This is a genomic window from Paenibacillus herberti (assembly GCF_002233675.1).
Taxonomy (GTDB): domain Bacteria; phylum Bacillota; class Bacilli; order Paenibacillales; family Paenibacillaceae; genus Paenibacillus_O; species Paenibacillus_O herberti.
The window spans coordinates 1,027,180-1,039,805 of the sequence record NZ_NMUQ01000002.1; the positions used below are offsets into that span (position 1 = coordinate 1,027,180).

Below are 12,626 nucleotides of genomic sequence, written 5' to 3' on the forward strand. Positions count from 1 at the left end.
TGGTATACAAAGGCCTCAGCGGCCTTTGTATACCATACAATGAAATTGCATCGGCCCGTCGGGAGTGCCGCGCTCGTAGGTATCGGTTAGGCGGAAGCCAGCCTTTTCGTAAGCACGACGGGCTCGAATGTTCCAAATCAGCACTTCCAGATCGATCTCATCGCTCGGCTTGCGGCGACGCGCTTCCTGCACAAGCAGACGCACAAAAGAAGATCCGACCCCGTCTCCGCATAGGTTGGGTCGCATGGCAAGGCCAAGTCTGGTAACGCCTTCGATAGGGAAAAATTGGGTATAACCCATCAACTCCCCGTCTTCCGGGTCCACAATAACCGCATACTGCTCCTCACGAAGCTTAGGATCGCCGAATTCGATCTCGAGCTTTTTCAACGTTTCCCAAGGGTCATTATTGTACACATCGTAGGGTGGCTCGTACCGCCAGCGACATATTTCTTCGGCATGTTCCTCGGACATCGGGATGACTTTCCAGCCGTCTGCCGGACCAAGGGAGGTCGAGTTCGAATTCGGGTTCATGGGGACTCCTTTTCGGAAGGATAACTTCCAGTTGTTCGAATAATGTCCATCATCGGGCAGGGCTATTATACCATTCCACTTAGGGGTCATGATAGAATGGAGGGACAAGCAGGCCTAACTTGAAGTCATTGTACTAGTAGAAGGAGCCACGATGCGTAAACTGATTCTTCTCGGTTGTCTGTCTTATTTCGTCATTGGCTTGGCTCATGTGGTTGCTGGAGCGTTGCTGGAACCGGTCATGGCCAATTATAAGCTGGATTACGGCTCGGCCGGCCAGTGGATAACGAATCAATTTCTAGGTTTTCTGGCCGGTGTGTTGGCAGCCCCCGCTCTCTCTTCCCGCATAGGCAGACGGAGCACGCTCGTCCTAGCTCTGGGAGCGCTCACTGCGGCGGAAGCGGTTTATAGCGTCCTTCCTCCTTGGGAAATTATTTTGCTGGTAGCCCCGGTTGCGGGTTTTGGCTTCGGCATGGCGGAGGCCGTTGTCGGTGCGTTGGTCATGGACGTGTTCTCGAAGAGAAAAGCGTCGGTTATGGGCTGGCTGGAAGTCGCCTTCGGCGCCGGCGCGCTGGTTATGCCGGGTGTGGCGGCCCTTTTGATCCAGGATGGCATATGGCAAATGAGTTTCCCCGTACTGACGGCGCTCGCCGGTATCTCAATGTTGTTGTGGATGACGCTTTCATTCGGCAAAGCCGACGAAGCGGTCGCTTATATGCCAAAACGGGCTTATAAGCCTGGAACGGATGAGGAAGGTGCTGGGCCGGGTGTTGCAGGACGACTGGACGGACAGGGATCGAACGTAGGTGAGACTGTTCCGGGTGCTGTGAGTGGAACGGACGGACAGGGCTCGAACGTAGGTGGGGCTGTTCCGGGTGCTGCGAGTGGAACGGACGGACAGGGATCGGACGTAGGAGGAACTGTTCCGGGTGCTGCGGGCTCTGGCTGGCTCGGTTATAAAAAAGGGGCCTGGCCTGTGCTGGCGGTGGGAATGCTGTTCTTTTTCCTCTATGTCGGTATGGAAATGGTCATTGCTAACTATCTGCCTTCCATTATGACTAACCAATCCGGCCTGCCAGAGGCGGAAGCCTCGGCGGTGCTTAGCCTATTCTGGGGCATGATGGTGGCCGGACGGCTGATGATTGGGCTGTTTACTCGCGCTGCGGGTTATCGCATTTATTTGCTCGGCTCTGTCGGCGCTTCGCTCGTTATGATGGTACTGCTCGCCGGTGCGGATACGCTTAGCTGGACGCTCGTCTTGGTCGGTTTAGCGGGTTTCTGCTTGGCAGGGATTTTCGCTGTTGCACTGATCTATGTCAACGAGCGGTTGCCGGGCATGACGGACCGCACGACGAGTTTGCTCGTCGCTTGCGGTGGTCTCGGGGGTGCCATTTTCCCAAAGCTAGGCGGCTGGTTGTTAGATCTATACGGTTGGCAGCGGCTGTTGCAAATGACCGCCGTTATGGCGGCCCTATTGCTCTTGCTGCTGCTTGCCCTGCTGGCGCTTCGGGATCGGAGAGAGACCGCGGTACGGTGAATGATGTTTGTGGTGAGTGGGTAAGGATGACGATGGGAAGATAATACGGAGCGTTCAGGAGGAGATAGTATGAAAAGCAATCCGATCGTATCGATGAAATGGCTGTTGGCCCGGATGTACGAGTCCGATCTCGTCATCGTGGACTGCCGTTTTGCCCTCGGTAAGTCCGATTCCGGGCGGAACGCATATGAGGCGGCTCATATTCCTGGCGCCGTTTATCTTGATCTGGAGCGCGATCTGTCCGCTCCTGTTACCAAGCACGGCGGGCGTCATCCGCTGCTGGAGCCGGAATTGCTTGAGGTCGCGCTTCGTCGGGCCGGTATTGGGCCGGACAGCCGCGTCGTCGCTTACGATGATCAAGGCGGCGCGATGGCTTCCCGCCTGTGGTGGCTGCTGCGCTGGCTTGGCCATGACGCGGTATTCGTCATGGACGAGGGCTTCTCCGCCTGGCAGGCGGCGGGTTTTCCTGTCACGGACGAGACGCGCGTCGTCGTGCCGGGCAGGTTTGAAGCCCGCGTGCAGCCGCAGCTGCTCGCAGGGCTGGATGAGGTGCGCGCCGCCTCCGCAGCGGCGGCGCCCGAGGCCTGGGGCTCTGCTGCCGTCGGCGAAGCCGGCAGCGCCCCAGGTGCTGGAGCCGGCGCGGCAACGCCGCCGGCTGTGGATGCGATCAAGCCGGCGAATTTGCCGCCGCTTGATCGCATGAGCGCCGAGGCCTCCCTTGTGGAGGGCCTCGAAGCCGCCTTCGGCGCTGTGGACGAGCCAGTTGGCTCGTCCGTCCGGGCAGCCGGCGATAGCCCGGCTGCAGATTCGGAGCGGCCGGCGGAAGCCGCTCCGTTGCTCCTCGATTCTCGGGAGCCGCGCCGCTACGCCGGCCTGGAGGAGCCGATTGACCAGAAGGCGGGACATATCCCGGGGGCGGTCAATCAGTTCTGGAAGGGCGTCCTGGAAGACCAAGGCCGCTGGAAAACCGGCGACGCGCTAGCCGCAGCATTCAGCAACATCCCGCGCGATCGCGAGTTGATCGTTTACTGCGGCTCAGGCGTGACTGCGTGCCCGAACGTTCTGGCGCTGCAAGCAGCGGGCTACAGCAACGTGAAGCTGTATGCAGGGAGCTGGAGTGATTGGATCTCGTATAGCGACAATCCGGTTGCTGCGGGAGACTAGCAAGTGCTGAACGACATATAACAATAGGTAAAGTTTGAATACATCACCATGCGGTTTGTATACCTTGGTGGTGTATTTTTAATGGTTCAAAAGTCAACACGGAGTCAACGAATAAGGGTGAAAAACCTGTGATATTGCTCATGGTCGGACGACCACCATTTTCATGCTGGTGCTGTATATTGCCCTACTGAAATCTGGAAATCCGACAAGGGGCTAATTCACTTCTTGATTCCCGATCGATTATTTCGCCTGCAGCCAGACGTGCAATAAGCGGCGCCAGTGTAATCGCAGAATGCATCACTGCCAGATAAAGTCCCTTTATGTGATCTTGGAAACCTACGATCGGATAGCCGTCTTCAGGCATTGGTCTCATCCCGACCGTTATGCTTTCCAGTTCCAGTTGATTCCCGTCCTTCAGACTGCGACGCAACGTGTCGAACGCTCGCTTACCGATCGCCTCTGGTCCGTTTTCCTCCGACTCGTCGATATAATCTTCCGCAGCCAGCAGCTTATGATCCGTCAGTTGACGCGCTTCAAATTGTGCATTTGAGATTAATGTGTGTATCCGTTTATTCGTAGTTTTCATCCGAATCAGAATGGAAGGCGACGACGTTACCGGCACGTGACAACCTATCGGATTGCAAAGTTCGGGAATGCCTGTACCTGCGGCCAATACTACGACATCCGACTCCAGAAAACCCTTGGAAGTATGGACGCCGACTAGGCGGGAATCTTCTTGCTGCAGCTGTGTAACGTTGGTACCGAACAGAACCTTTGCGCCGTACTCCTGCGCCTTGCTCAGCAACAGCTCCGTTACCCCTATAGGGTCTACCGCGCCTTCTTCGCTGACAAACATCGCTTCATCCGGATATTCCTTCAGATTCGGCTCCAATGCCTCAAGCTGCTCCCGGTTTAATTTTTGAAAGTGGGGCTGCACCCTTAGAGGCGGAATACCCCAAGTTAGCGCTCCATGCCAATGAATTTTCAGTTCGGACAGCTCTTGCTGAAGCGCATGATATTCTTCCAAAGCTGCATCGTACAAATGCCAGTATTCGGGAGCGATCCTATGAGTCGTATGTATCCAGCCAAAAGATTTTTCCGTAACTCCCCGCGCCGCGGCGGGGTGTCGTTCAATAATGGTTACATCTTGATTTCTTTTGGCCAGATGATAGGCCACGGACGCCCCGACAATTCCTGCGCCAATAATGACGATTTTTTGTTTATTCAAAAATGACTCCACCAACGCGATCAGCCCCTGTTCAGTGCAGCAAATATCCGGTCAAATACCGGACTCAAAATCTTGCGAATATTATAAGCTAGTACCGTTTCTGCCGACCATGAGCTGCGCTTGTTTTGAATGTATTGGTCGTTAATAATATAAGTCCGAGTGGAAGCGGGGCTCTTCAGCCCGAACTTTTCCCACTTCGCCGGGTCATTGGCACCCTCGAGCTTTACGAGCATATTAGCCGACTCTCTATTTATTTCAGCTGGAATTTGCTCGTATGCTTGAATGATTTGCGCATGAAATTCGTCAATCGGATTGCGGCTAGCAAGGCTCTCCAAATGGATACCTTCGCGAATATAAGAAACGTATGCCAGATGATCAGCCCAGAACTTGTCGATATAAAAAAGCCGTACTCGCTGCTCAGAAGGGCTCATCGGCGTCTCGCCTTTTAAAATTCCGAGCCGTTCTTCGTATAAAATACGTCTCTGATCCTCCACCATATCCGAATAATAATTCAGTTCCTGGCGGATATGGAAGTTTTGGGCCATAGCAACGCGCTGGAAATGCGCGATTTTGCTGCGGAGCACCGGCTTTTCGAGAGCCTCATCCTGCCTAAGATTACGAAGCGTTTTATCGATGCCGAACCGAAGCAGCAACTCGTCCTCCAAGCTTACGAAAAATACAGAAGCTCCCGGATCGCCTTGGCGGCTAGAACGCCCGCGCAGTTGATTGTCGATCCGCACGCTTTCGTTCACATGCGTACCAATCACGTACAACCCGCCCAGTTGGGCAACAACTTCTGCTTGCGTGGGGTTGCCGCCGCCGAGCCGAATGTCGACGCCGCGTCCCGCCATATTCGTAGACACCGTCACGGCGCCGATTTCTCCCGCTTTGGCGATGATCTCGGCTTCTTTTGTGTCGTTTTTCGCGTTCAGCACATGGCAAGATATGTTGGCAATCGCTAGCTTTTCCGCCAGCATGTCAGACTCTTCGACGCTTGACGTACCAATGAGAATCGGACGTCCCGTCGTATGAGCGGACGAGATTTCTTGTATAAGCGCCTTAAGTTTGGCTTCTTTATGGGTATAAATTCGGAGCGGATGGTCAATCCGGATGTTGGTCCGGTTCGGCGGAACTTGCACGACCTGCAGATTATAAATATCTTCAAATTCCATTGCGGAAGCTTGCGCGGTAGCTGTCATTCCGCAAATCTTCGGATATAGGCTAAGGAAGTGTTGGAGGGTAATCGTTCCGAGAATTTCTCCGCCGGCTTTCGACTGCAGCCCTTCTTTGGCCGCAAGCGCGGATTGCAATCCTTCCGGCAAATGCCTGTTCTCCGCCACGCGGCCGGTATATTCGTCGATTAGCTCGATTTCCCCGTCACGGACGATGTAATCGACGTCCTTTTTCAATAACGATTTCACATGCAGCGCACAATTTAAGGACGATAACAGATGACTATTGTAGCTCTCATACAAATTGCCGCATCCCAGCAGCGATTCCGCTATTGCCGAGCCCGCTTCATTTAAATAAACGTTCCGCTTGGACTCGTCAAAGTCGTAATGCTCTACCTGATCGAGCTGCCGAGCCACTTCTGCGAAACGCATGCCGTCATTGCCAGAATAGTCCGGCTCACCGGCGATGACTAGCGGCACCCGCGCTTCGTCGAGAAGCAGTGAATCCGCCTCGTCTACGATGACGTAGCGGAAAGGACGATGCACGGTATCGGTTTCGTTTAGTGCGATCGTGTCTCGTAAATAATCGAATCCCGCCTCTTTGGCCGTAACATAGGTTATATCCGCGTCGTACGCTCCCCGTTTTTCGGACAGGTCCATGCCAGCTTGAACCGAGTTTACCTTTAACCCAAGGAAACGATAGATCGGGCCCATCCACCCCGCATCTCGATTTGCCAAATAATCGTTAAAAGTCAGTACATGAACGCCTTCGCCAGTTAGCGCATTTAGATAAGCGGGCATAACAGCAGAGAGCGTTTTTCCTTCGCCGGTATGCTGCTCGATCAAAAATCCCTCGTGCAGAGCGATGGCAGCCATGATCTGGACATCGTAAGGCTGTAATCCGAGCTTTCTCTTCGCTGCTTCGCAGACTAGCGCATAGGCATCGACAAGCAGCTCGTCCAAAGGCGTACCTGATTTTGCTTCCTTTTTTAACCGGAGAGATTCCTCTTGCAGCCGCTGATCGTCCCATGCTTCCAAATTCCGTTTCCTAATGAGCTCCGCTTTGTTCCGATAGTCTTTCAGCTTATGCTGCTCTTGGTGGGTAACATGGTCTTTGAATTTTTGCGTTAACCTGGCGGCTAGATTCTTAGGCATTCGCTCTCTCCTCGGTAGAAGTACGCTTATTTTTGAACCATATTTGCGTTGACCCGCCACCCATCAAGTTCAAACCGACTGTTAATAGATTGAAAATAGTGTAATTTGTGCGTTGCGCAATGTAAACTATATATTGCATTTTAAAAGCCTTTATAGTCATTGCTAAGCACAAAGAAGACGGCAACGTTCGTTACAGCCTCTTCTCATCGGTGGATTATTCTCTATTGTTCAAATATTGATCTTGAATGGACTGGGATAGACCGGTTGCAAGTTCTCAAACACGAACAAATGAACGCTTTTTATTGGAAGATTATGATATATTAGAACAAGCACATGGAACGGCTTGCAAGGGTGGTCGGCTACCTCTCCGAGAAGGGAGGGATGCCCATGGAGGTTAAAGATGCTTTGACGCTAATGATCGGTTTTGGTGCGCTAATTATAGCGCTACTGACGCTTGTTATTGCTATCATCGCTGTAAGTAACCAAAAGAAATAGACCGCCCCTCCACTAGGATAACGGTCTATTTCTGATCACATATCCGTAGCCGACCGCCTTTGAAGCGGTCTACTGTGCCAGGAGTCGTGTTAGCGCACGGCTCCTTACTTAGTTTTATTATATCGGTGCAGCTTTATACATGCAATATTTATCCAAGTTAGCAGTCCTCACTCAATCAACATCGCCACGCAGTCTAAGTGCCGTGGCGATGTTTTTTTGTATCCTCCAATAAGAGTATAATAAAAGGCAGTACCCCAAAGGAGGACAACATGTTTATCGTTATCGGGCTCGCATTTCTCGCTTTGTACCTCTTGATTGTATTCTACATCGGCTGGAGCGGCTGGACGTGGATCAAACCAGCGGTATCGCATCGGTTCCGGCTTTTCTATATTATTGCGCTTGTCTTTCTGGCAAGCTCTCTCATACTCTCCAGAGTTATCGAGGGGTCAGCTATCTTGAGCATCATCGGCAGTTATTGGATAGCTATATTCGGTTTATTGGCCATGCTGTTACCGCTAGTTCATCTGATGGTCTGGTTGACTAAGCTGACGAAGGTGCCGCGACATTCCGTCCAAAAGTGGTCGGGAATCGCGACTTTGATTTTGCTTATCATCCTGCTTGGTTATGGAAGCTTTAATGCTTTCAGTCCTACAGTGCGTTCCTATGACGTCAATATCGACAAAAAAGGCCCGGAGAGCGGTGAGCTTCATATTGTGATGGCGTCCGATATGCATTTTGGCTACTTATCAGGAAGAGGCCATGCGGAACGGATGGTGGAGGAAATAAACGCGCTGAAGCCGGACATCGTTGTTCTCCCAGGCGATATTGTGGATGACGACATCTTTCCTTTTCAAGACAGGGGCGTCGGTGATATTTTATCGAAAATTGAAGCACCGCTCGGCGTTTTCGCCTCACTGGGCAATCATGACCAGTACAAGGGTGAGACGGAAGAGCTGATTGGACTTATTGAAAAGAGCGGAATTCAGGTGTTGTATGACGAGACGATCGAGGTTGGAGGCTGGCTGACGCTGGTCGGGCGGAAGGATTACAGTGAAAGGGAGAGAGCGGATCTGGTTTCTTTAACGGAAGAAATCGACCGCTCAAAACCAATATTGATGCTGGAGCATCAACCGATAGAGCTGGATATAGCGGAGGAGCAAGGCATTGATTTGATGGTATCCGGTCATACCCATAAGGGTCAGATTGCACCCGGTAATTTAATTACCTCCAGGTTGTTCGAAAATGATTGGGGCCAACTGCAAAAAGGCCAGTTGAATTCCATTGTCTCATCCGGTTATGGCTTCTGGGGCCCTCCAATCCGGATCGGATCGCGGTCGGAAGTTACGTCTATTCATGTCCGTTTCTCCAATTGGAAATCTTAGCGCAAAAGGGTCAAGTCGGATAGCTCCGGCTTGACCCTTTTTAGATCACGTCTCATCCCGTCGTCCGATATACCTCGCGAATGGCGTCCTCGATGTCGGGCTCCTGAACGCTAAGGTCACGGATGGGCAGCATTCCCGATAAGTCGGCGATCAGCTCGGATGCCGAAATGGCAGCTTTGTCGAACTGATACCATACTTTCAGCCCGTCCTGCCGCACGATCTTTGCTCGTGCATGCTCCGGCGCCTGAACGTCCTCGGACAGCTCGATGACGAGCAGACGATGCGGTGCCAGCTTGCCGACGATCGAGTCCAGCGGGCCGTCCTCAACGATGCGGCCGTGGTTGACGACAAGCAGTCGCGAACACAACTGCTCGACATCGTCGAGGTCATGTGTCGTCAACACGACCGTCATGCGCCGTTCGCGGTTCATCGTTTGAATGAACCCGCGAATGGCGTGTTTTGCATCGGCGTCCAGTCCGATCGTCGGTTCGTCAAGGAACAGTACCGTTGGGTCGTGGATCATGGACGCCGCCAAATCGCCCCGCATTCTTTGACCAAGCGATAGCTGTCGCACGGGAGTATCGATGAAATCCTGAATGCGCAGGACGTCGTTCAGCATGTCCAGCGTCGCCTTGAATCGCTTGTCTTCAATCTTGTAAATCCGCTTCAGCAGCTCGAACGTCTCCCCAAGGCGCAAATCCCAATACAACTGTGTGCGCTGGCCGAACACAACGCCTAGCTGGCGCACAACGGCTTTGCGTTCTTTATGTGGCGATAAGCCGCACACGCGAATACTGCCGGCTGTCGGATAAAGGATGCCTGTCAGCATTTTGATTGTTGTGCTTTTCCCGGCTCCGTTCGGACCGATATAGCCAACGATATCCCCTTGCTCGATGTTGAACGACAAGCCGTCCACGCCTCGCACGATCTTTTTATCGGGTAAAACCAAGCTGCGAATCGCATTTCCAAGCCCCGTTTTTTTGCGTACAACGACAAATTCCTTGACCAAATCTTTGACCTCGATAATTGCCACTCTGTATGCCCCCTATGAACCTGCGCTTTCATACTTGCGTAACCCCAGCCGGAAAACGGTGTAAGCGACGATCATGCAAACGATGCCCGCGGCCAGTGTCCAAACCGCCATGTCGAACGGCAGCTCCAGCGACGCCGGTTTGCCGAGGAAACTTTCTGCCGGGTAGAAGCTGATGAAGCCGATCGGGAACAGAAACGTCAGCAACGCTTGAACCGCATATGGATATAGGGTCAGCGGATACATCGTCGTCCGTTCCAATGTAGCTATAGACATGCCGATCAGGTTACGGCTGCGCTTCGTCCAAAAAGCAACGGCACCGACGATCGTGTACAGACTGCCACGGATGAATAGGCCACCAATAACGACCAGCGCGAGCTTGACGATGTTACTGGCTTCCCAGCTGAAATCGACTGCATGCGCCGCGTACAAGAAGATGACGATGCCTGGAATGAGATCAATTAGGCCGATGAAATTGAAATATCCGGTGACAAATTGGAAAAAGACATTCATCGGACGAAGCAGCAGCCGATCGAACTCCCCACGAATAACTGCGGTTTCTGTGCCCCAAGTTGGGATGAAAAACACCACGACGAGCCCGTGGCTCAGCAGCCCGAGGCCATATAGAAAGGCGAGATCGTCGAACGTCCATCCTTCTAGAGGTTGGAACCGATCGACGATAATACGGAGCATCCAAATACCAGCAAAATATTGCGTCGGAATCATAATTAGCCAGCTTACGAGGAAGAGTGGATATTCAAGCTGCCGCTGAATCGCCAGCTTTGCGTAATAACCGAATACGGTCAAATAATGTCTCATTTCGCTCATGACCGCCTCATCCTCCCTGCACCATTACTTTGCCGCGCGCTCGCGTCCAAATCCAAGCAAGCAGCACACCGAGAAGTGCGACCCAAATTAACTGTATGCCCATCCCTCGCAGCGCGTCCAGGGGTGTTGTCATACCGATATAGACGCTGAGCGGCAGTTGGTATGTATATTGAAACGGCAGCCACTCCGAGATCCGTTGCAGCCCCTCGGGGAAAAACCAGAGTGGCACCATGCTTCCGGATAACACGCGGATGAATGCATCTTTTACCATACCTAGATTACCGAGCTCTGCCACCCAGAACGCCACGAGCCCGACCATCGCACTCATGAGCCAAAGAATCATAAAGCTAAGCACGCAACTGGCGACGAACAACGCAGCCGCAGTTGGACTGTCCGGCATCGGGAATCCGAACAGCAATGATGCCATTATCACGAGGGGAATTGCTTTGTTCACGAGTGCGCTGACCATGCTGCCGAGGTCCTCAGAAAAGTAAATGCCGAGCAGGTTCAGTGGTCGCATGAAGTCGAGCGCGATATTGCCCTCGCGAACTTGGTTGTAGATCGTGTTCTGTACACCTGTACTGAATACGGTTGTCATCAAAACGGAGACGACCGTGTACGTGATCATTCCGTCCAGCCCGACGATGGATGCGCCTGATCCCAGAGCGTCGCCGCCGTAAGCCGCTTTCCAGATGAAAACAGATGCTGCGAGCAGGATAATGTCGCCAATCATGCCGATCCATACGTCGAAACGGTAGGCAAGCGCAGTTAGCACCCGCATTTTAATCAAGTAACCGTAAGCCCTCATGTCCGACATCACCATCCGACTTGAAATATAAGGAATAAATTGAAATAAACAATAACAGAAAAGAGAGGACTCGTCACTATAATTATGCGCTTCCATAAGGCCAGTTCAATAATAGGCAACCCCCAACAAATTGCTGCCAAAACAAAACCCCCAAAAAAGGCGAAGCTTCCTAGACGGTAGATCGGTTCCCTATTGCGCCTAAAGGAATTTACTAATACCAAATCATTAATTCCGACTGGTAGGGGGATAGAAATGGCGGTCATAAAGGTTTTTCCAGGCAGTCCAACGGCCATTCAGGACGCGGTTGCTTCGGCGAACGAGGGTGACGTTATTTTAGTGCATAGGGGCGTTTATCATGAAAACGTGAGGATTCAGAGCAATAAAAATAATCTTCGCATTGTAGCCAAAACCAAGCGTTGTGCGGTTCTCGACGGAAGATTCGTTTTACCGGAGGCGTTTGTATTGGAGAGCGTCGCAGGCGTAGAAATCGACGGATTCAAAGTCAAAAACTACATTTCCGGCGGCATTCGAATCGTTCAAGGAAAATCTCATCAAATCTTGGAGAATGATATCAGCGATATAAGCGGAAAGACGAGAAAGGGCAGAGCTTTCGGAATATTCGCGGATCGTTCAGAAGGCAATCTGTTGATGAGAAACAAGATTCAACGTATCGGAAAAGCGGGAACGGGCATCGGGATTCAACTCAGTGGGTCATCGGGAAATTGGATCGTTCGAAACCAAATATTGAACAATTCATTATTCGGGATAAAGATCGGCGGAGGTTTGCATAATGCAATCGTAGGAAACCGGATTACCGGCAATAAAAGCGATGGAATCAGGACTAGCAAATCGGACAATTCGCTTATCCTGGACAATAAGCTTGAGCATAACGGCGGTAACGGTGTGTTCGGCCGCAGCACAAATAACCTCATTATAGATAGCACAATTAAGAACAATCATAAAAACGGCTTACTGTTCTCGTTCAACTATAATCTGTCTTGTGGCAATAAAATCCAAAATAACCGCCAGAGCGGCGTGGCGATCAGATCGGATTTTAATGATATTCAACGTAATCATATCGCGAGAAACAAGAATAACGGCGTATTAATCCGGGCTCCTCATGCGGATAACTTCGTGTTCGAAAACCGATTGAAGCGCAATACACCTACAAATATTAAGGATCGAGGCAAGAACAATACTTTCCTCCGAAATAAAAGCAATTATATAGAGCGCAAGTGAAAAACGAACAAAGTCAGGCTTACCACCAAAGTGGGTAATGAATAGTAACAAGAACCCGGT

At 51.8% G+C, this 12,626-nt stretch carries 11 protein-coding genes; 5 read left to right on the plus strand and 6 right to left on the minus strand.

Annotation, left to right across the window (positions count from 1 at the left end):
- Positions 1-15: 15 nt before the first annotated feature.
- Positions 16-531 (minus strand): GNAT family N-acetyltransferase, encoded by a 516-nt coding sequence (locus tag CGZ75_RS17015; RefSeq protein ID WP_089525438.1) that lies wholly within the window; start codon positions 529-531, stop codon positions 16-18.
- 151 nt (positions 532-682) lie between these two features.
- Between CGZ75_RS17015 and CGZ75_RS17020 the strand changes: the two genes are divergently transcribed.
- Positions 683-2,065: an MFS transporter gene (locus tag CGZ75_RS17020; RefSeq protein WP_089525439.1), complete on the plus strand. Its 1,383-nt coding sequence runs from the start codon at positions 683-685 to the stop codon at positions 2,063-2,065.
- A 69-nt stretch (positions 2,066-2,134) separates the two neighbouring features.
- Positions 2,135-3,229, plus strand: coding sequence for a sulfurtransferase (locus CGZ75_RS25960; protein ID WP_245850891.1), 1,095 nt, complete (start codon positions 2,135-2,137; stop codon positions 3,227-3,229).
- 184 nt (positions 3,230-3,413) lie between these two features.
- On the opposite strand, the gene CGZ75_RS17035 is transcribed toward CGZ75_RS25960, so the two are convergent.
- Positions 3,414-4,457, minus strand: a complete 1,044-nt coding sequence (locus CGZ75_RS17035) for an NAD(P)/FAD-dependent oxidoreductase (RefSeq protein ID WP_089525940.1) — start codon at positions 4,455-4,457, stop codon at positions 3,414-3,416.
- A 20-nt stretch (positions 4,458-4,477) separates the two neighbouring features.
- Complete coding sequence (locus tag CGZ75_RS17040) at positions 4,478-6,784, minus strand: preprotein translocase subunit SecA (RefSeq protein ID WP_089525440.1); 2,307 nt, start codon at positions 6,782-6,784, stop codon at positions 4,478-4,480.
- 387 nt (positions 6,785-7,171) lie between these two features.
- Between CGZ75_RS17040 and CGZ75_RS24685 the strand changes: the two genes are divergently transcribed.
- Positions 7,172-7,279, plus strand: a complete 108-nt coding sequence (locus CGZ75_RS24685; RefSeq protein ID WP_141136804.1) for a putative holin-like toxin — start codon at positions 7,172-7,174, stop codon at positions 7,277-7,279.
- A 269-nt stretch (positions 7,280-7,548) separates the two neighbouring features.
- Positions 7,549-8,661 carry a metallophosphoesterase gene (locus tag CGZ75_RS17050; RefSeq protein ID WP_089525442.1) on the plus strand — a complete coding sequence of 371 codons (1,113 nt, stop codon included), beginning with the start codon at positions 7,549-7,551 and terminating at the stop codon, positions 8,659-8,661.
- Positions 8,662-8,713: 52 nt separating this feature from the next.
- On the opposite strand, the gene CGZ75_RS17055 is transcribed toward CGZ75_RS17050, so the two are convergent.
- The 3 genes from CGZ75_RS17055 to CGZ75_RS17065 are packed head-to-tail and all read right to left on the minus strand — an operon-like array spanning position 8,714 to position 11,327.
- A complete protein-coding gene (locus CGZ75_RS17055) occupies positions 8,714-9,694 on the minus strand; it encodes an ABC transporter ATP-binding protein (RefSeq protein WP_089525443.1) in 981 nt (326 codons plus the stop codon).
- A 12-nt stretch (positions 9,695-9,706) separates the two neighbouring features.
- Positions 9,707-10,519 carry an ABC transporter permease gene (locus tag CGZ75_RS17060; protein ID WP_089525444.1) on the minus strand — a complete coding sequence of 271 codons (813 nt, stop codon included), beginning with the start codon at positions 10,517-10,519 and terminating at the stop codon, positions 9,707-9,709.
- A gap of 7 nt (positions 10,520-10,526) precedes the next feature.
- Positions 10,527-11,327, minus strand: coding sequence for an ABC transporter permease (locus tag CGZ75_RS17065; RefSeq protein ID WP_176444891.1), 801 nt, complete (start codon positions 11,325-11,327; stop codon positions 10,527-10,529).
- Between the two features lie 252 nt (positions 11,328-11,579).
- On the opposite strand from CGZ75_RS17065, the gene CGZ75_RS17070 reads away from it, so the two are divergent.
- Positions 11,580-12,566 carry a right-handed parallel beta-helix repeat-containing protein gene (locus tag CGZ75_RS17070; RefSeq protein WP_089525446.1) on the plus strand — a complete coding sequence of 329 codons (987 nt, stop codon included), beginning with the start codon at positions 11,580-11,582 and terminating at the stop codon, positions 12,564-12,566.
- Positions 12,567-12,626: the final 60 nt, after the last annotated feature.

What these genes read in the sequence shown, in the direction of transcription:
- CGZ75_RS17020 (WP_089525439.1), top strand. Translation starts at nt 683, where the DNA reads ATGCGTAAACTGATTCTTCTCGGTTGTCTGTCTTATTTCGTCATTGGC.
- CGZ75_RS17050 (WP_089525442.1), top strand. Translation starts at nt 7,549, where the DNA reads ATGTTTATCGTTATCGGGCTCGCATTTCTCGCTTTGTACCTCTTGATT.
- CGZ75_RS17065 (WP_176444891.1), bottom strand. Translation starts at nt 11,327, where the DNA reads ATGAGGGCTTACGGTTACTTGATTAAAATGCGGGTGCTAACTGCGCTT.
- CGZ75_RS25960 (WP_245850891.1), top strand. Translation starts at nt 2,135, where the DNA reads ATGAAAAGCAATCCGATCGTATCGATGAAATGGCTGTTGGCCCGGATG.
- CGZ75_RS17040 (WP_089525440.1), bottom strand. Translation starts at nt 6,784, where the DNA reads ATGCCTAAGAATCTAGCCGCCAGGTTAACGCAAAAATTCAAAGACCAT.
- CGZ75_RS17060 (WP_089525444.1), bottom strand. Translation starts at nt 10,519, where the DNA reads ATGAGCGAAATGAGACATTATTTGACCGTATTCGGTTATTACGCAAAG.
- CGZ75_RS24685 (WP_141136804.1), top strand. Translation starts at nt 7,172, where the DNA reads ATGGAGGTTAAAGATGCTTTGACGCTAATGATCGGTTTTGGTGCGCTA.
- CGZ75_RS17015 (WP_089525438.1), bottom strand. Translation starts at nt 531, where the DNA reads ATGAACCCGAATTCGAACTCGACCTCCCTTGGTCCGGCAGACGGCTGG.
- CGZ75_RS17070 (WP_089525446.1), top strand. Translation starts at nt 11,580, where the DNA reads ATGGCGGTCATAAAGGTTTTTCCAGGCAGTCCAACGGCCATTCAGGAC.